The organism is Armatimonadota bacterium, assembly GCA_031459855.1.
Taxonomy (GTDB): Bacteria; Sysuimicrobiota; Sysuimicrobiia; order Sysuimicrobiales; family Humicultoraceae; genus Fervidifonticultor; species Fervidifonticultor primus.
Map to the genome: position 1 here is coordinate 1804627 of JAVKHP010000001.1, position 16838 is coordinate 1821464.

Genomic DNA, 16838 nt, shown 5'->3' on the forward strand with positions numbered 1-16838 from the left:
TCACCGCATGGACCGCGCGACCAGGGACGTGTACGGGACGCTGGGCGTACGCCGCGTGATCAACGCGTGCGGGAACATGACGCTGCTGGGTGGCTCGCGCCTCTCGCCGCGGGTGCTGGCCGCAATGGCTGCGGCCAACGACGCGTTCGTGGACATGGCCGAGTTGCTCGCGCGCTCGGGCGAGGCCATCGCGGCGCAGCTGGGGGCCGAGGCCGCCGTCGTGACCTCGGGGTGCTTCGCCGGCCTGGTGCTGGGCGCGGCGGCCATCATGACGGGCGCGGATCCTGCACGCATCGCCCGGCTGCCCGCCACCGACGGCATGCGCGACGAGTTCCTGATCCAGGCCCCGACCCGCTACCACTACGACCGCGCGGTGACGGTGCCCGGCGGCCGGCTCGTGCCCGTCGGCGACGCAAACGGCACCACGGCCGCACAACTGGAGGCCGCCATCGGGCCACGTACCGCGGGCATCCTGTACCTGGCCAAGGCCGAGGGCACGTCGGGCGTGCTGCCGCTGGCCGACGTGGTGGCGATCGCGCGCCGCGCCGGGATCGCGGTGCTCGTCGACGCGGCGGCTGAGGTGTATCCGCTGGACAGGATGCGCTGGCTGGCCGGTGGCAGCGGCGCCGATCTGGTGTGCTTCGGAGCCAAGTACTTCGGTGCGGTGAACTCGGCGGGCGTGGTGTGCGGCACCCGCCAGGCGGTCGAGGCCGTGATCCAGAACAACTTCGTCGCCTACGAGAGCGCCGACACCCAGGCGCTTGGCCGCGGCTACAAGGTCGACCGCCACGAGGTGATCGCCACGGTGGTCGCGCTGGAGGAGTGGTTCGCGCTGGACCACGAGGCGCGCCTGGCCCAGCAGGAGCGGCGCCTGCGGGCGATCGCGGCGGCGCTGGAGGGCCTCGCTGGCGTGCGGGCCGAGCTCGTCTGGGAGCAGCCCTCGCCCTGGAAGCGCCTGGTCGTCCGCCTGGACGAGGCCCGGGTGGGGACGACGGCCGCGGCCGTGGAGGCCGCGCTGCGCGAGGGCGAGCCCAGCATTCGCGTGCGCGTCGAGGACCACGCCCTGGTGCTGGCGGCCCACACGCTGGACGACGGCGACGTTGAGATCGTCGGCCGGCGCTTGCGCCAGGTGCTGGCCATGGGGGCAGGGGCCGCGGGCGCGTGACCGGCGCGGCGGCGATCGGCCTCGACGCCACAGAGCATCCCGCAGGATCGAGGGGCAGCGTGCGGTGACCTACGACGTGGTCGTCATCGGTGTGGGCGGGATGGGCAGCGCCGCCGTCTACCACCTGGCCCGCCGGGGGGCGCGGGTGCTGGGCCTCGAGCAGTTCGACATCCCCCACGACCGCGGTTCCTCCCACGGGGTCACCCGCATCATCCGCCTGGCCTACTTCGAGGATCCGGCCTACGTGCCGCTGCTGCGTCGCGCGTACGCCCTCTGGCACGAGCTGCAGCACCGGTACGGCGAGCCGCTGCTCTACATCACCGGCGCGATCGACGCCGGGCTCCCCGGCAGCGTGACGGTCGAGGGGTCGCTGCGTTCGTGCGCCGTGCATCACCTGCCCCACGAGGTGCTGGACGCCGCCACGCTCGGGCGGCGGTACCCCGGCTACCGGCTGGCGCCGGAGATGGTGGCGGTCTACCAGCCCGACGGCGGCTTCGTGCTGTCCGAGCGCGCGATCGTGGCCCACGTGATGCTGGCGCAGGCGGCCGGCGCCGAGGTGCACGCCCGCGAGCGGGTGCTAAGCTGGGACCCCGACGGCGGTCAGGTCGTCGTGCGCACCGACCGCGCCGTCTACCGTGCCCGGCGGCTGGTCGTCACGGCGGGCCCGTGGGCTGGCCGCCTCGTTCCGCGGCTGGCCGCCCTGGCAGTGCCCGAGCGGCAGGTCCTGCTGTGGGCGCAGCCGCGCCGGCCCGAGCTCTTCCGGCTGGGCGCGTTCCCGGTCTTCAACCTCGAGGCGCCGGAGGGCCGTTTCTACGGATTTCCGATCTTCGGCGTCCCGGGCGTCAAGATCGGCAAGTACCACCACCGGCACGAGCGGGTCGACCCGGATGCGGTCTCGCGCGAGGTCACCGCCGAGGACGAGGCGGTGGTGCGCGAGGGGCTACGCCGCTACTTCCCCGAGGCCGACGGCCCGACCATGGCGATGAAGACGTGTCTGTTCACCAACTCGCCCGACGAGCACTTCATCGTCGACCGTCTGCCCGAGGCGCCGCAGGTGTGCGTCGCCGCGGGCTTCTCGGGGCACGGCTACAAGTTCTGCAGCGTGATGGGCGAGATCCTGGCCGACCTCGCCCTGGACGGCGCCAGCGCGTTCGACCTGCGCCTGTTCCGCGCGACCCGATTCGAGGCCTGAGGGACGGAGTCCACGGCGTCCTCACACCTCCGCCGCAGGCCCGCCGACCGGCGTCCAGACGGAGCCTCCGCACCGACGCGCAGGAGCCCGCGCGGATCCGCTGCCGCAGATCCCCGGCCGGCTTGCAGGCGGAGCCGGCGGGGCGATCGAGGCCGCGGCTGTGCGGCCCGCCGCAGGGGTCAGCCGGCCACTTCCGCGAAGAAACGGTCAAGTGCCTTGGTGAGCGCCTTCAGATGCTTGGCGAGATCCTCGCTCGACGGGTACTTGGACAACGACTCCAGCTCCTTGGAGATGCGCGATACCTCGCGGCGCGCCTCGGCGGCCGCGTCGCGCACTTGCAGACGTACGGGCATGGCCGTCCCTCCGCAGCACCAGTGGTCTCTGCCATCTTGATTGCCACAAGAGCGCGGCGGCCCGCAAGAGGGGTGCCGGCGCCGGGGAGGACATAGCGCATGGCCAGCACGGATCGCGCCTACCTGGCGGCCATCGACCAGGGCACGACCGGGACACGCTGTATCCTGTTCGACCTCGCCGGTGCCGTCGTGGCGTCGTCCTACCGCGAGCACGACCAGCACTTCCCGCAGCCGGGCTGGGTGGAGCACGACCCGATGCAGATCTGGGACCGTACCCAGACGGTCGTCGCCGAGGCGCTGGCCGCCGCGCCCCGCGGTCAGCTGCTCGCGGTGGGCATCACCAACCAGCGCGAGACCACCGTCGCCTGGGACGGAGACACCGGCCGGTCGCTGTACCACGCCATCGTCTGGCAGGACGTGCGCACTGAGCGCGACTGCCAGGCGCTCATCGAGGCGGGGTGGGAGGACGACGTGCGGCGACGGACCGGCCTGCCCATCAGCACGTACTTCTCGGCCACGAAGATCCGCTGGCTGCTGGCGCACGTCCCGGAGGTACGGGCCGCGGCCGCGGTCGGACGCTTGCGCCTGGGCACGATGGACACCTGGCTCGTCTGGCACCTCACGGGCGGCACCGCAGGCGGCGCGCACGTGACCGACCCCACCAACGCGTCGCGCACGCTGCTGTGCAACCTGGACACGCTGGCCTGGGATCCCGTGCTGCTGGACCGGTTCGGCGTGCCGGCCGCGGCGCTGCCGGAGATCCGGCCCTCCGTGCCCGCCGTGCCCTACGGGTTCACCGCGCCCGACGGCCCGTTCCGCGCCCGGGTGCCGGTGTGCGGCATCCTGGGGGACCAGCAGGCCGCCCTGGTGGGGCAGGCGTGCGTCGCGCCGGGCGATGCCAAGAACACCTACGGCACCGGGTCGTTCCTGCTGCAGCACGTGGGTCCCCGTCCGGCCTGGAGCACCCACGGGCTGCTGGGGACGGCGGCGTACGTGGCGGCGCGGGCTGGCGGCGAGCCGGTGCGCGCCTACGCCCTGGAAGGGTCGATCGCCGTGACCGGCGCGGCGGTGCAGTGGCTGCGCGACAACCTGGGGCTGATCGCCTCGGCGGCGGAGACCGAGGCGCTGGCGCGATCGGTGCCCGATACCGGCGGCGTCTACTTCGTGCCGGCGTTCTCCGGGCTGTTCGCACCCTACTGGGACATGCGCGCTCGCGGGGCGATCGTGGGCCTGACGCGGTACGTCACGAAGGCGCACCTGGTGCGTGCGACGCTGGAGGCGATCTGCTTCCAGAGCCGTGAGGTGCTCGACGCCATGGTGGCCGACAGCGGGCAGCCGGTCACGGTGCTCAAGGTCGACGGGGGCGCGGCGGCCAACGACTTCCTCATGCAGCTGCAGGCCGACATCCTGGGCGTGCCGGTGGTGCGGCCGGCGGTGCGCGAGACCACGTCGCTGGGCGCCGCCTACGCCGCCGGGCTGGCCGTGGGGGCGTTGCCGTCGCTGGAGGCCCTGCGGCAGCTGTGGCGCGCCGACCGCACCTTCGAGCCCGCCTGGGACGCCGGCCGGCGCGAGGAGGCGCTGCGCGGCTGGCGGCGCGCGGTGGAGCGGGCCCGGGGCTGGCTGGAAGGCTGAACGCCGTGGTGCGGCTGAGCCGCAAGCGGTTCGAGCAGCTGGTGGCCGAGGCGTTGCGCCAGATCCCGCCGGAGTTCCAGCGGGCGCTGGACAACGTCGCGGTCGTCGTCGAGGCCTGGCCCACGGCAGAGCAGCTCGCCGAGGTGGGCCTGGATCCTGATGAGCTGCTGTTCGGGCTCTACCAGGGCACACCGCTGCCCCAGCGCAGCCCCCTGGAGCCCTACCGCCTGCCCGACGTCATCACGATCTTCCAGGGCCCCCTGGAAGAAGCGTGCGCCACCGAGGACGAGATGCGCGAGGAGATCCGCAAGACCGTGGTGCACGAGCTGGCGCACTACTTCGGCTTCGACGAGGAGCGGCTGGAGGAGCTGGGCCTCGGGTAAGGGCCACGGGCGGCCAGCCGACGGTCGCACGTTAGCGCATCCCCGGTTCCCGCACGCGGCGCACGGGCACACGCAGCGCACGGGCAGGAGAGCGCCAGCGCTCACCGAACCCCTTGAGGGTGCCGGGGCCGATGCACGCGTCGTCGTCCACCACCCCCCTGCGCGCGCGGGTGCTCCGCAGCGGGAGCGCCGGCAACGCGGTGCTCGTGGAGACGGCGGGCGCCCGGGTGCTGATCGACGCGGGGCTGCCGGCCGACGCGCTGCTGCGCGCCCTGCGCGCCGCAGGCTCCACCCCGCTGGCGGCCATCCTGTTGACCCACGAGCACGACGACCACGCAAGGGGCGCGGTGGCCCTGGCGCGGGCTACGGGCGCGCCGATCTTCCTCACCGCGGCCACGCTACGCGCGTGCGGCGAGAGCCTGGCGGGGGTGCCCCACGAGGTGGTGGCGGTGGAGCGTCCGTTCGTCGTGGGCGGGGTCGAGGTCACGCCGTTTCCTGTCCCTCATGACGCCGCACAGCCCGTGGGGTTTGCGCTGACGCGCAACGGGACGCGCGTGGTCGTGGCCTGTGACCTCGGCGAGGTCACGTCCACGGTGCTCGACCACGCGCGGGGCGCCGACCTGCTGGTCATCGAGGCGAACTACGACGTCGGGCTGCTGGCGGTGTCACCGTACCCCTGGTTCCTCAAGAACCGCATCGCCGGGCCCCGCGGGCATCTCTCGAACGCGGCGGCGGCCAGGGCGGCCGTGGCCGCGGCCACGGGCCGGCCCCAGACCGTGCACCTGGTCCACCTGAGCGAGGTGAACAACCTGGCCCCGTTGGCCCGCGACCTTGTGCGCGCAGCGCTGGAGGCGGAAGGGCTGGCGGCGGTGCGCGTCGAGGCCGTCCGGCCTAACGCCGCCGGCCCATGGTGGCCGCCGGGCAGCACGCCCGCGGGATGAGGGTCGCGCCGGCGCTCTTCCACGGCGAGACGGTCACGCTGCGGCGCCACGCGGCGCAGATGCTGGAAGCGGCCGTGGCCGCCGCCGATCCTGCGGCGGCGGTGGCGCGCGTGCTCTGCCGCGAGGGCACCGTGCTGCGCGCCGGCGGCTGGACCTGCGACCTCCAGGCCGTGCGCCGCGTGGTCGTGGTGGGGGCGGGGAAGGGTGCCGTCCCCATGGCGCAGGCACTGGACGCGCTGGTGGGGCCGCAGCTGGCGGGCGGGCTCGTGGTGACGAAGTACGGGCACGGGGCGGCGTCGGGCCGCGTCGACGTGGTCGAGGCGGGGCACCCGCTGCCCGACGCCGCGGGCGAGCGCGCCGCGCGTCGCGTGCTGGCCATGGCGGAGGCTGCAGGCGCCGACGACCTGCTCGTCGTGGTGCTGTCCGGCGGCGGCTCGGCGCTGCTGCCGCTGCCGGCGCCCGGCGTGGCCCTGGAGGACAAGGTGGCCACCACCGATCTGTTGCTGCGCAGCGGGGCCACCATCACCGAGGTGAACACGGTGCGCAAGCACCTGTCGCGGATCAAGGGCGGGTGGCTGGCGCGCGCCGCCGCGCCCGCCCGGATCCTGACGCTGGTGCTCTCCGACGTCCTGGGGAACCCGCTCGATGCCATCGCATCGGGGCCGACGGTGCCCGACCCCACCACCTTCGCCGACGCGCTGGCGGTGGTCGAGCGCTACGGTCTGCGCGCCCGCCTGCCGGCCGCTGCCCGCGCGTACCTGGAGGCGGGAGCAGCCGGGGAGCGGCCCGAGACGCCCAAGCCCGACGACCCGGCCTTCGCGCGCGCCCACGCCACGGTGGTCGGCGACCTGCAGCTGGCGGTCGGTGCCGCGGCGGAACGGGCACGGTCGCTCGGCTACCGCGTGCGGACCTGCGGCACGGCGGTGCAGGGCGAGGCGCGCGCCGTGGGCGCCCGCTTTGGTGAGATGGTGCGCGACGTCCGCACGGCCGGCACGGCTGAGGCGGTCTGCCTCGTCATGGGCGGCGAGACCACCGTGACCGTGCGCGGCGGTGGCCGCGGCGGGCGCAACCAGGAGTTTGCGCTGGCGGCGGCGTGGCCCCTGGCGGGGGTGCCCGGGGTGCTGGTCGCCGCGTTCGGCACCGACGGGACCGACGGACCCACGGACGCGGCCGGCGCCGTGGCCGATGGCACGACGCTCGAGCGGGCACGCGCGCGGGGACTCGACCCCGCCCGGGCGCTGGCCGAGAACGACACGTACCCGTTCTTTGCGGCGCTGGGCGACCTGATCGTCACCGGGCCCACGCGGACCAACGTGAACGACGTGTGGCTCGGGCTGGTCGCTCCGGAGACGGCCCCATGACTCCCGGGGGTGGCCCCATGGCCGTGCTGTTCTGCGTGGCCGAGGCTGTCCCGTTCGCCAAGGCCGGAGGACTGGCCGATGTCGCGGGCGCGCTGCCCGCGGCGCTGCGCCGCCTGGGACACGACGTGAGGGTGGTGCTCCCGTGCTACCGCGGCGTCCCCCGAGACGGCCTGACGGCGATCCGGACGGTGCACATCACGCTGGCCGGGCAGACGCTCGAGGTGACCCTCCTGGCGGGTCGGGGCAAGGACGACGTGCCGTTCTTCTTCGTCGACGCGCCTGTGCTCTACGACCGGCCGGGCATCTACGGGGAAGAGGGCCGCGACTACCCCGACAACCTACTGCGCTTCGCGGTACTCTGTCGGGCGGCGCTCGCCATCGTCCGGGAGATCTGGAGGCCCGACCTCGTGCACTGCCACGACTGGCACACGGCGCTGCTGCCCGCCTACCTGCGCTGGGAAGGGCCCCGGCTGCCGACGCTGTTCACCGTCCACAACCTCGCGCACCAGGGGATCTTCCCCATCGGCGAGTTTCCCCTGACGGGCCTGCCGCCGGAGGCGTTCACACCCGACGGCGTGGAGTTCTTCGGCCAGGTGAACGTGGTGAAGGCGGGGCTGGTCTGGGCCGATCTGCTGAGCACGGTCAGCGAGACCTACGCCCGCGAGATCCAGACGCCCGAGTACGGCATGGGTCTGGAGGGACTGCTGCGCGCCCGGCGCGCGGACCTGTTCGGCGTGCTCAACGGCGTGGACTACACGCAGTGGGATCCCGCGACCGACCCCTACCTGGTGGCCCCCTACTCCGCCGACGACCTGTCGGGCAAAGCGCGCTGCAAGGCCGCCCTGCAGCGGGAGGTGGGGCTGGCTGATGCGCCGGAGGTGCCGCTGGCGGCGGTGATCGCCCGCCTGGTACCGCAAAAGGGGATCGACCTACTCCTCGACGCGCTGCCGGCCCTGGTGCGGGCGGGAATGCAGCTGGTGGTGCTCGGGACCGGCGACCCCGCGTTCGAGGAAGCGCTGCGTCGGGCCGAGCGCCGGTGGCCGGCGTCCGTGCGCGCGCGGATCGGCTTCGACGAGGGCCTGGCGCACCGCATCGAAGCCGGCGCCGACATCTTCCTGATGCCGTCGCGCTTCGAGCCCTCAGGGCTCAACCAGCTCTACAGCCTGCGCTACGGTACGGTGCCCGTCGTCCGCCGTACCGGCGGGCTCGCCGACAGCGTGGTGGACCTGACGCCGCAGACGCTGCAGGAAGGGCGCGCCACCGGGTTCGTGTTCGACGCCTACACGGTCGACGCGTTCCTGGCGGCGGTCGGCCGCGCTCTGGCCGCCTACCGCGATCCCGGCCTGTGGCGGTGGCTGCAGCAGACCGGGATGCGCCTGGATTTCTCGTGGGATCGGGCGGCGGAACGCTACGTCGCACTGTACGCCCTGACCCAGGAGCGGGCCGCAAGCCGCGTGGGGTAGCGGGTCCGGTGGGGGGCCAGCGAGGCGTCGCGTGCTGACCCTGGAGCTGCGGGGGTAGTGGCGTAGGGGATCCCCGGCGGCTGGCGAACGAGAGCAGGGGTCGATGGGGTGCAGGCGTCTTCTCCGGTGTTCGAGCGGCGCGCAGGCCACGGCTGGCGCACCGCTGCGCGTGCTCCTCCGGGGCGTCGGCCCGCGTGCCACCTGCACCGCCGACATTGCTGCAGATGCCCTGCCGCTGCGCCTCGGTCCCCGTCCCGCGCTGGCTGACGGTGTCGGCGGAGGAACCGGGCGCGCGTAGGGACGAGCGTGCGCACCGTCGCCCTCTTCGTCACCTGTCTCGTCGACCAGCTGTTCCCGCAGATCGGCGAGGCCGCAGTTTGCGTGCTGGAGCGCGCGGGCTGCGCCGTCAGGTTCCCGGCCGCCCAGACCTGCTGCGGGCAGGCCACGTTCAACGACGGCTTCTGGGACGACGCCCGGACGCTGGCCGCGCGTTTCCTCGACGTGTTCGCCGACGCGCCCGCGGTCGTAGCCCCCTCGGCGTCGTGCGCCGTGATGGTGCGCGAGTGGTACCCGCGGCTGTTCCGCGACGACCCGACGCGGGCGGCGCGCGCAGCGGCCCTGGCCGGGCGCACCTACGAGTTGAGCGCGTTCCTGGTGCGCGTGCTGGAGCGCACTGACCTGGGAGCGCGCTTCGACGCCGCGGTCGCCTACCACCCTGCCTGCCACGGGCTGCGGGGGCTCGGGCTGCGTGAGGAGCCGCTGCGGCTGCTGCGGGCCGTCCGCGACCTGCGCCTGGTGGAGCTACCCCGGGCGGAGGAGTGCTGCGGGTTCGGCGGACTCTTTTCGGTGACGTTCGCGGCCGCCTCGGGCGCGATGCTGGCCAGCAAACTCGATGCCCTCGAGGCCAGCGGCGCCGACGTCGTCACCGCTACCGACGCCTCGTGCCTGATGCACCTGGCGGGCGGGCTCGCGCGCCGCGGCAGCCGGGTGCGCGCGGTGCACCTGGCGGAGATCCTGGCGGCCACATGAGCGGCGCGGCAGCGGCAGCCCCGGGCGCCCCGAATCGCCGCAGGGGAGGGAGTGCACCGTGGAGGCCATGAGCCCCGTCCAGGCCACTGGTGGCGGCAGCCAGCCGGTGGCCGTCCCAGACGCCGGCGACCACGCCGTGCAGCCGCGCATCGACGTGCGCGGCAACCTAGCGCGCGCGCTGCGTGACCCCACGCTGCAAACCGCGCTCGGCCGGGCGCTGCCGGGGTTCCGGCGCATGCGGGCCGGCGCGGTGGCCGAGGTGCCCGAGTGGGAGTCGCTGCGCCAGCTCGCTGCCCAGATCAAGGACCACACCCTGGCCCACCTCGACCGCTACCTCGCGCAGCTGGAGGCTGCCGTCGCGACCGCGGGCGGCCAGGTGCACTGGGCGGACGATGCGGTCGAGGCGCGACGCGTCATCGTCGCCCTGGCGCGGGCACGCGGGGTGCAGCGCGTGGTGAAGAGCAAGTCCATGGTCACCGAGGAGATCGGCCTGAACGCCGCGCTGGAGGCCGCGGGCGTGCGGGTGGTCGAGACCGACCTGGGCGAGTACGTGCTGCAGCTCGCCGGCGAGGCCCCCAGCCACCTCATCGCCCCGATGCTGCACAAGCCCATCGAGGCTGTCAGCGAGCTGTTCGCCGCCAGGCTGGGCGCACCGCGCTCCACCCGGGCCGAGGAGCTGAACCGGGTGGCCCGCACGGCGCTGCGGGGCGAGTTCCTGGCCGCCCCGATGGGCATCACCGGCGTCAACTTCGCGGTGGCCGAGACCGGCACGCTCGTGCTGGTGGAGAACGAGGGCAACGCGCGCCTGGTCACCGCGTGCCCGCGCATCCACGTGGCGGTGATGGGCATCGAGAAGGTGCTGCCGCGCCTGGCCGATCTGGGAGTCTTCCTGCGGCTGCTGGCCCGCAGTGCCACCGGGCAGCGCGCCAGCGTCTACGTCTCGCTGCTGACCGGGCCGCGGCGGCCCGGCGAGACCGACGGCCCCGAGGAGCTGCACCTGGTGCTGGTGGACAACGGCCGCACGCGCCTGCTGGCCGATCCGGACCTGCGCGAGGCGCTGCGGTGCATTCGCTGCGGCGCCTGCCTCAACGTCTGCCCCATCTTCGAGCGCGCCGGCGGGCACGCCTACGGCTCGGTGTACGCCGGGCCGATCGGCGCCGTGCTCACGCCGGCCCTGTGGGGACTCGAACCCGCGCACGAGCTGCCCTTCGCCAGCACGCTGTGCGGCGCGTGCGGCGAGGTGTGTCCGGTGCGCATCGACCTGCCCCGGCTGCTGCTGGAGCTGCGGGCCCGGGCGGTGCGTGCGGGCCTGGTCGACCGCACGGATCGCCTGGTGGCCCGTCTGTGGACGTCCGTTATGCGCAGCCCCACGCGCCTCCAGCTGGCCGGGTGGCTCGCGCGGGTGCTCCAGTGGCCGCTGGTACGCCACGGCCGCATCGACTGGCTCCCCCCGCCGCTGGCAGGGTGGACCGCGTACCGCAGCGCGCCGCCGCTGGCGGCGGTGCCGTTCCGGGCGCGCTGGCGGCTGCGGCGAGGATCCGGCGCGTGACCGGCGGGCGCACGGCGTCTTTGGTGCCGGGGCGCGTGTGGCGTGCGGCCCTCACGGCGGGGTGCTGCCGGCACCACCGCGGAGGATCGCGCGCGTGAGCCGCGACGGCGTGCTGGGCCGCGTGCGGGCCGCGCTGGCGGCGGCGCGGGCGCAGGACACCGCGCGCGGCGCTGCTGCAGCGCCGATGGAGCTCCCGGCGCTTCCCGCTGCCCAGGCGCTGGCGGACCCGGTCGGCCTGTTCGTCGAGCGTGGCCGCGCCGTGGCCGCCACGGTGGAGGTCTGCGCGTCGGTGGATGACGCGGCAGCGCAGGCCGCGGCATGGCTCGCCGGCCGTGGAGCCCAGCGCCTCGCCGCCTGGGACGATCCAGAGATCTGGGCAGTGGTGGCCCAGCTGGCTGCCCGCGGTTTCGAGGTCGTCGCACCCGGCGCGCCGGTCGAGGTGGTGGCGCAGGCCGATGCCGGGCTCACCGGCGCGGCGTGGGGCATCGCCGAGAGCGCGTCGCTGGTGCTGCCCGCCGACCGGCGGCGCCCGCGGACATTCTCGCTGCTGCCGCCGCTGCACGTGGCGGTGCTGCGCGCCGACCGCATCGTGCCCGACCTGGCCGCGTGGTGTGCGCGGCTCGCTGCGGAAGAGCAGCTGGGTGGCGCTGGTCGTCCGGGTGCTGGCCCTCCGGATGCTGGTCCTCCGGGTGCCGGTGCCCTTTCGGGTGCTGCTGCAGGCGGGGGCGCGAAGCTGCCGTCGGCGCTGGCGCTCGTCACGGGCCCAAGCCGCAGCGCCGACATCGGGCTGGTGCCGGTGCAGGGTGCCCACGGGCCGATGGAGGTCGCGGTGTTCGTGGTGCCGGGCCCGTGAGGCCATGGTGGGCACGACGATCGCACGGCACGATGCTTTCATCGTGGCAGGACGGCGGTGGGGATCCAAAAGGGCGACCCGAGGGAGGGAGGCCGCATGCCGGTGGTGTTCGACACCAACGAGACGCTGGGGTACGCGCAGGCCGCCCGCGCGGGCAACCTGCTGTTCGTCTCCGGCCAGGTAGCGCTGGACGAGCAGGGCAACCTGGTCGGCCGCGACGACATCTGGGCGCAGACGGGGCAGGTGTTCGCCAACCTCCGGCGCACGCTGGAGGCCGGAGGCTCCAGCCTGGACCAGGTGGTGAAGCTCACGGTCTTCGTTACGCGCCTGGAGTACCTCTCGATGGTCCGCGAGATCCGCAAGCGCGTCTTCGGGCCGCTGGGCTTCTACCCGGCCAGCACGGCGGTGGTGGTGAGAAGCCTGGCCCGGCCGGAGTGGCTGGTGGAGATCGAGGCAATCGCGGCCGTCCGCGATGCCGGGGAAGGCTAGCGGTCGCGGAACTTCGAGCCGAGAAAACCAGGCTGAGGCCCGAATGGCTTAGGGTGCCACATTGTTTGCATTGATAACATACGTTAGCTGCGTTATCGTAGGAATCGTCGCGGGATGTCTGCGGGACAGTCACGCCGCTACCACGGCGGTGCGGCGGAAGAGGTGAGGGGCGATGGCACGCGGCACGACGCTCTACCTGCGGGGACTCCCCGAGGTGCTGGTGCGGGAAGCGAAGGCCACGGCGGCGCGACGCGGGGTGACGCTGACGGCCCTGGTGGCCGAGGCGCTCCAGCAGGTGGTGGGCGTGACGGTCCCGCTACCCGGCCCGCGAAGGGCCGGCCGGGCGCGACCGCGGGCCACCGGGCGTCCCGGACCGACGCCCCGCAGTGCCGAGGTCAGGGAGGCCACGGCGGCCGGCACGGCGGCTACGGCGAGCGCGGCTCCCGACGCCGCAAAGCACCTGGCCGAGAGCATGCGCTGGTTCGAGGTGAACCGCGCGCGCCTGGTCCGGCGCTACCGCAACCAGTACGTGGCCATCGACCGCGGTCGGGTGATCGACCACGACCGTGACTTCGACGCGCTGGCGCGCCGGGTGTTCGCGCGGCTGGGATCACGGCCGGTCTTCATGCCGAAGGTAACGGCCGAGGAGCGGGTAGTGTCCCTCCCTTCGCCCTGGCTGGTCCCAGGGTAGCCGGTGCAGCGCCCTGGACGATGAACCGCCCGTCTGCGCCCTCGACGACCGCGCCCGGGCAGGTCCAGCCATAGCCGTGGTGGCGTCCTCCCGGCGATCCCGACGGCGCAGTCCCACGGTGCATGCCTTCCCCTACGATGCGCGACGCGACCCACCGGCCCCCGTGCTCCCGGTGCGCCTCGGACCGCCCCGCGCCGAGCCGGCGACCGCCGTGGCGGCGCTCGTGGACAGCGGCGCCGACGTCACCGTCCTCCCGGACGGCCTGCCCCAGGCGCTCCGCCTGCCTCAGGTGGGCGAGGTGACGGTACGTGGCGTGGCGGGGACGGCTCGTGTGCCGGTCTTCGCTGCGGAAGTGGAAGTGGCCGGTGGGCGACGGATCGCTGAGGTGGTGGGAGTGGGCGGAGAGGTGCTCCTGGGGCGCGATCTGCTCAACCAGTGGGTCGTGACGCTCGACGGCCCCCGACGCTCGCTGCAGGTGGCGGTCGGGCTCGTGCGGGATTAGGTCTGGGCTCGAGTGGCCCGGGCAGGTAAACCATATCCATCCGAAGCCCGCCCCCACGCACCACGTCGGTTGCCCCTTGATACGGCTCGATTCGCCCGCTAGCACGAGATCTTTTTCGGCGTATGAGGCACGATCGCGATTCACCCCGTCACGCCCGAGCGCTGGCCTGACCTGGAGCGGTTCTTCGGCCTCGGCGACGACTGACACCTCGGACGCGGTGGTCTACTCCCACCGGAACCGCGACCTCGCCAGGAGGAAGGCCGCCACACCCCACCCCGTCAGGTAGAGCAGCCCCGGAAGGTAGGGGCCGAGCGCGTCGCCGCGGGCGGCCACGCCGCGCATCGCCTCGACGAGCGGCGCAAGCGGCAGCGCGCTGATGAGCGGCTGCACCGCCGCCGGCATGAACTCCCGCGGCCAGAAGACCCCCGCGAGGAACATCATGGGAAAGCCGAGCAGGCTGCCCAGCAGGTTGGCGGCTTCGGGCGTGCGCGAGACCGTGGAGACCGCAAGCCCCATTCCCACGAAGACCAGCGTTCCCCACACCGCCAGGCCCGCGAGCGCGAACAGGCTGCCGGCGATCACGACCCGGAAGAGCCCCACCGCCACCAGCGCGATCACCGCCAGCTGCACTAGGTTGGTGGCGGCGTAGCGGGCCACCAGGCCGCCGAGGAAGAGGCCAGGGTGCACCGGCGTCGCCAGCACCCGCTTGAGCACGAGACGCTGCCGGTACTCGGTCACCACCCAGCTCGTCCCCTGCAGGCCGGAATTCATGACGGTCATGGCGAGGATGCCCGGGAGAAGGAAGTCGATGAAGCGCATGCGCCGCGCGCCGGCCACCGGCGCGGTCTCCAGGCGCAGGATCGGCGCCGCCCCAAAAAGGCGCAGGTTGGCCTCGGCCACGAAGCGTTCCAGGATAAGGAGCGCCGTGCGCGCGTCCTGCAGGCGGGCCTGGTCGACGTAGACGCGGATGGTGCCGGTCCGGTGGGCCTGGGCGGGTGCCAGGGGCGAGGCCCTCGGGGAGGCCGTTGCCGACCCGGACGCCGCATCCGGCGGGACGATGACGAGGACTCGCCGCCCGCGCCGGAGCGCCTGGAGCGCCGAGGCCTCGTCGGGTTCGTCCACCACCCGCAGCACTGGCACCTCGGCCAGTCCCTGGCGCAGCCCCTCGGCCACAGGGCCCGGGCCGCGCACGAGGCCGACCGTGAACGTGACGCTCTCCCCGCGGCCGAACGCGACCCCGATGAGGCTCATTAACATGAGGGGAAACAGCAGCCCCCAGAAGACGCTGGTGCGGTCGCGGAAGTAGTGCTTGAAGAAGAAGAGGACGGTCAGGCCGAAGGCACGCATCGCTGTCCCCTCATTCGCGCAGGCTCCGGCCCGTCAGGTGCAGGAAGACGTCCTCCAGCGTGGCCTCCTCCACGCGCAGTTGGGTGAAACGCAGCGTCCCCGTGCGGAGGAGCGCCAGCACCGCCTGCACGGTCTCGACGGGATCGGTGGTGGCCAGGCGCACCTCGCCGTCGGCGCGCTCCACCTGCCGCACGGCCGGGAGGGCGCCGAGCGCGGCCTCTTCGGTCGTCTCCTCGTCCGCGCCCGCCAGCGCCACCGTGGCCGCGGGCGCGTGCGCCCTGATGAGCGCCCGCGGCGTGTCCAGGGCGACGATGCGGCCGTGGTCCATGATGGCCACGCGGTCGCACAGTCGCTGCGCCTCCTCCATGTAGTGCGTGGTGAGGATGACGGTGCGCCCCTCGCGGCGCAGGCCCTCGATGACGTCCCACAAAGTGCGGCGGGCCTGGGGGTCGAGGCCCGTGGTGGGCTCGTCCAGGAAGAGCACCGGCGGGTCGTGCACCAGCGCCACCGCGATGGCCAGCCGCTGGCGCTGGCCGCCGGAGAGCGTGCACACCCAGGCGCGGCGCTTCTCGGCCAGCTGCAGCCGCTCCAACAGCGGCTCGGGCGGGGCCGCGCGCCCGTGGAAGGCGGCGAAGAGGCGCAGCGTCTCCTCGACCGTCAGGCGGTCGAAGAAGCCCGCCTCCTGGAGTTGCACGCCGATCCGCGCCCGCACCCCGCGCGGATCGTGGCGCACGTCGACCCCGGCCACCAGGGCGCTGCCGCCGTCTGGGGCCCGGAGGCCCTCCAGCATCTCCAGGGTGGTGGTCTTGCCCGCACCGTTGGGGCCGAGGATGCCGAAGATCTCGCCGCGGCGCACGTCGAAGCTCACGCCGTCGACAGCGGTGAGCCTGCCGTAGCGCTTGCGCAGATCGCGGACCTGGACGATCAGGTCGGTCATGGCACTGGGGTCATGATAGTGCCCGGGCAGCCTGCGTCAATGCGGCAGGCCACGCCGATCCCTTCCACACTGACCAACGCCATGTTGCCGGCAGGGTTTACTCCATAGTAGATTAAGTGTGGTTCCGAATTGGAACCATAACATGCCTGATAGATCTTTCAGGAGCGCAACGGCGACGCGCGACAGGTAGAGAAGGGGACGAGTGATGCCCAAGAGTCTGTCCATCAAGAACGTGCCAGATGAGATCGTGGCAAAGTTGCGCGCCCGCGCCCGCCGGTCTCATCGATCGCTTCAGGGCGAGCTGCTGGCGATCCTCGAGGAAGCTGTCCGACTCGAGCGCCTATCAGTCACGGAGTTGCGACGCCGCGTGGAGGCTCTCGGGTTGAGCGCGCCCGACGAATCCGCCCTGCTGGTGCGCGCCGATCGGGATGCTCATTGAAGCGTCCCCCGGCACTCGTCCTGGATACTTCCGCGTTGGCCGCGGTGGCGTTCGGAGAGCCGGCGGGTGGCCGACTAGCACTTCTTCTTGAGGGGGCACTGCTCCATGCGCCCACGCTGATGCCCTACGAGCTGGCCAGCGTGGCCTGGCGGAAAGCCGTCAGGAATCCCGCCGGTGCGGAGAGCATCCTGCGGGCACTCGATCTTGCGCTGAGTCTCGACGTGCACTGGGTCGAGATCAATCAGCGTGATGCAGTGCAGCTTGCTCTGGAGGAGGGCATTACCCCCTACGATGCTGCCTACCTCGTCACCGCCCTTGTCACGTCTGGCGCCCTTGTCACCCTTGACCAGCGGTTGACCACGGCTGCCAGAGCACGAGGCGTTCCCCTGTACCCCTGAACCAAGCTGCCGAGGTTGCAGCTGGCGTTTGCTCAGTTCCGCGCGGTGGGCGGCTCCTCGGGAGGGGGCGGTCCCAGGCAGCGACCGTACAGCCCGGTCTGATCGCCCTGTGCG

At 73.3% G+C, this 16838-nt stretch carries 18 protein-coding genes; 15 read left to right on the top strand and 3 right to left on the bottom strand.

Features of this window, described 5'->3' with window-relative positions:
* Nucleotides 1–7: 7 nt before the first annotated feature.
* Nucleotides 8–1165 (top strand): hypothetical protein, encoded by a 1158-nt coding sequence (locus tag QN157_08215; GenBank protein ID MDR7555575.1) that lies wholly within the window; start codon nucleotides 8–10, stop codon nucleotides 1163–1165.
* Between the two features lie 64 nt (nucleotides 1166–1229).
* On the top strand, nucleotides 1230–2357 hold the full coding sequence (gene solA, locus QN157_08220) for an N-methyl-L-tryptophan oxidase (protein MDR7555576.1): 1128 nt from the start codon (nucleotides 1230–1232) through the stop codon (nucleotides 2355–2357).
* A gap of 179 nt (nucleotides 2358–2536) precedes the next feature.
* Here solA and QN157_08225 read toward each other — a convergent pair whose 3' ends face one another.
* Nucleotides 2537–2710: a hypothetical protein gene (locus QN157_08225; GenBank protein MDR7555577.1), complete on the bottom strand. Its 174-nt coding sequence runs from the start codon at nucleotides 2708–2710 to the stop codon at nucleotides 2537–2539.
* A gap of 99 nt (nucleotides 2711–2809) precedes the next feature.
* Between QN157_08225 and glpK the strand changes: the two genes are divergently transcribed.
* The 11 genes from glpK to QN157_08280 all read left to right on the top strand — a co-directional run bounded on the left by glpK (nucleotide 2810) and on the right by QN157_08280 (nucleotide 13603).
* On the top strand, nucleotides 2810–4342 hold the full coding sequence (gene glpK, locus QN157_08230; protein ID MDR7555578.1) for a glycerol kinase GlpK: 1533 nt from the start codon (nucleotides 2810–2812) through the stop codon (nucleotides 4340–4342).
* Between the two features lie 5 nt (nucleotides 4343–4347).
* Nucleotides 4348–4725: a metallopeptidase family protein gene (locus QN157_08235; protein MDR7555579.1), complete on the top strand. Its 378-nt coding sequence runs from the start codon at nucleotides 4348–4350 to the stop codon at nucleotides 4723–4725.
* Nucleotides 4726–4856: 131 nt separating this feature from the next.
* Nucleotides 4857–5666: an MBL fold metallo-hydrolase gene (locus QN157_08240; protein ID MDR7555580.1), complete on the top strand. Its 810-nt coding sequence runs from the start codon at nucleotides 4857–4859 to the stop codon at nucleotides 5664–5666.
* Nucleotides 5663–7027, top strand: a complete 1365-nt coding sequence (locus tag QN157_08245; protein MDR7555581.1) for a glycerate kinase — start codon at nucleotides 5663–5665, stop codon at nucleotides 7025–7027. The genes QN157_08240 and QN157_08245 overlap by 4 nt, the downstream gene beginning before the upstream one ends.
* Nucleotides 7028–7044: 17 nt before the next feature.
* The gene (glgA, locus tag QN157_08250; GenBank protein MDR7555582.1) at nucleotides 7045–8490 is read left to right on the top strand and encodes a glycogen synthase GlgA; all 1446 of its coding nucleotides are present in this window, start codon (nucleotides 7045–7047) and stop codon (nucleotides 8488–8490) included.
* 306 nt (nucleotides 8491–8796) lie between these two features.
* Nucleotides 8797–9519 carry a (Fe-S)-binding protein gene (locus tag QN157_08255; protein ID MDR7555583.1) on the top strand — a complete coding sequence of 241 codons (723 nt, stop codon included), beginning with the start codon at nucleotides 8797–8799 and terminating at the stop codon, nucleotides 9517–9519.
* A gap of 67 nt (nucleotides 9520–9586) precedes the next feature.
* Nucleotides 9587–11068 carry a LutB/LldF family L-lactate oxidation iron-sulfur protein gene (locus QN157_08260; protein ID MDR7555584.1) on the top strand — a complete coding sequence of 494 codons (1482 nt, stop codon included), beginning with the start codon at nucleotides 9587–9589 and terminating at the stop codon, nucleotides 11066–11068.
* 94 nt (nucleotides 11069–11162) lie between these two features.
* Nucleotides 11163–11921 carry an LUD domain-containing protein gene (locus QN157_08265; GenBank protein MDR7555585.1) on the top strand — a complete coding sequence of 253 codons (759 nt, stop codon included), beginning with the start codon at nucleotides 11163–11165 and terminating at the stop codon, nucleotides 11919–11921.
* 96 nt (nucleotides 11922–12017) lie between these two features.
* Nucleotides 12018–12410 carry a RidA family protein gene (locus QN157_08270; GenBank protein ID MDR7555586.1) on the top strand — a complete coding sequence of 131 codons (393 nt, stop codon included), beginning with the start codon at nucleotides 12018–12020 and terminating at the stop codon, nucleotides 12408–12410.
* A gap of 172 nt (nucleotides 12411–12582) precedes the next feature.
* Nucleotides 12583–13101 (top strand): DUF5678 domain-containing protein, encoded by a 519-nt coding sequence (locus tag QN157_08275; GenBank protein MDR7555587.1) that lies wholly within the window; start codon nucleotides 12583–12585, stop codon nucleotides 13099–13101.
* Between the two features lie 172 nt (nucleotides 13102–13273).
* Nucleotides 13274–13603, top strand: coding sequence for a hypothetical protein (locus tag QN157_08280; protein MDR7555588.1), 330 nt, complete (start codon nucleotides 13274–13276; stop codon nucleotides 13601–13603).
* 222 nt (nucleotides 13604–13825) lie between these two features.
* On the opposite strand, the gene QN157_08285 is transcribed toward QN157_08280, so the two are convergent.
* Complete coding sequence (locus tag QN157_08285; protein MDR7555589.1) at nucleotides 13826–14950, bottom strand: ABC transporter permease; 1125 nt, start codon at nucleotides 14948–14950, stop codon at nucleotides 13826–13828.
* A 10-nt stretch (nucleotides 14951–14960) separates the two neighbouring features.
* Nucleotides 14961–15887, bottom strand: coding sequence for an ABC transporter ATP-binding protein (locus tag QN157_08290; protein MDR7555590.1), 927 nt, complete (start codon nucleotides 15885–15887; stop codon nucleotides 14961–14963).
* Nucleotides 15888–16092: 205 nt separating this feature from the next.
* On the opposite strand from QN157_08290, the gene QN157_08295 reads away from it, so the two are divergent.
* Nucleotides 16093–16326, top strand: a complete 234-nt coding sequence (locus tag QN157_08295) for an Arc family DNA-binding protein (GenBank protein MDR7555591.1) — start codon at nucleotides 16093–16095, stop codon at nucleotides 16324–16326.
* Nucleotides 16323–16724 carry a type II toxin-antitoxin system VapC family toxin gene (locus tag QN157_08300; GenBank protein ID MDR7555592.1) on the top strand — a complete coding sequence of 134 codons (402 nt, stop codon included), beginning with the start codon at nucleotides 16323–16325 and terminating at the stop codon, nucleotides 16722–16724. The genes QN157_08295 and QN157_08300 overlap by 4 nt, the downstream gene beginning before the upstream one ends.
* Nucleotides 16725–16838 lie beyond the last annotated feature (114 nt).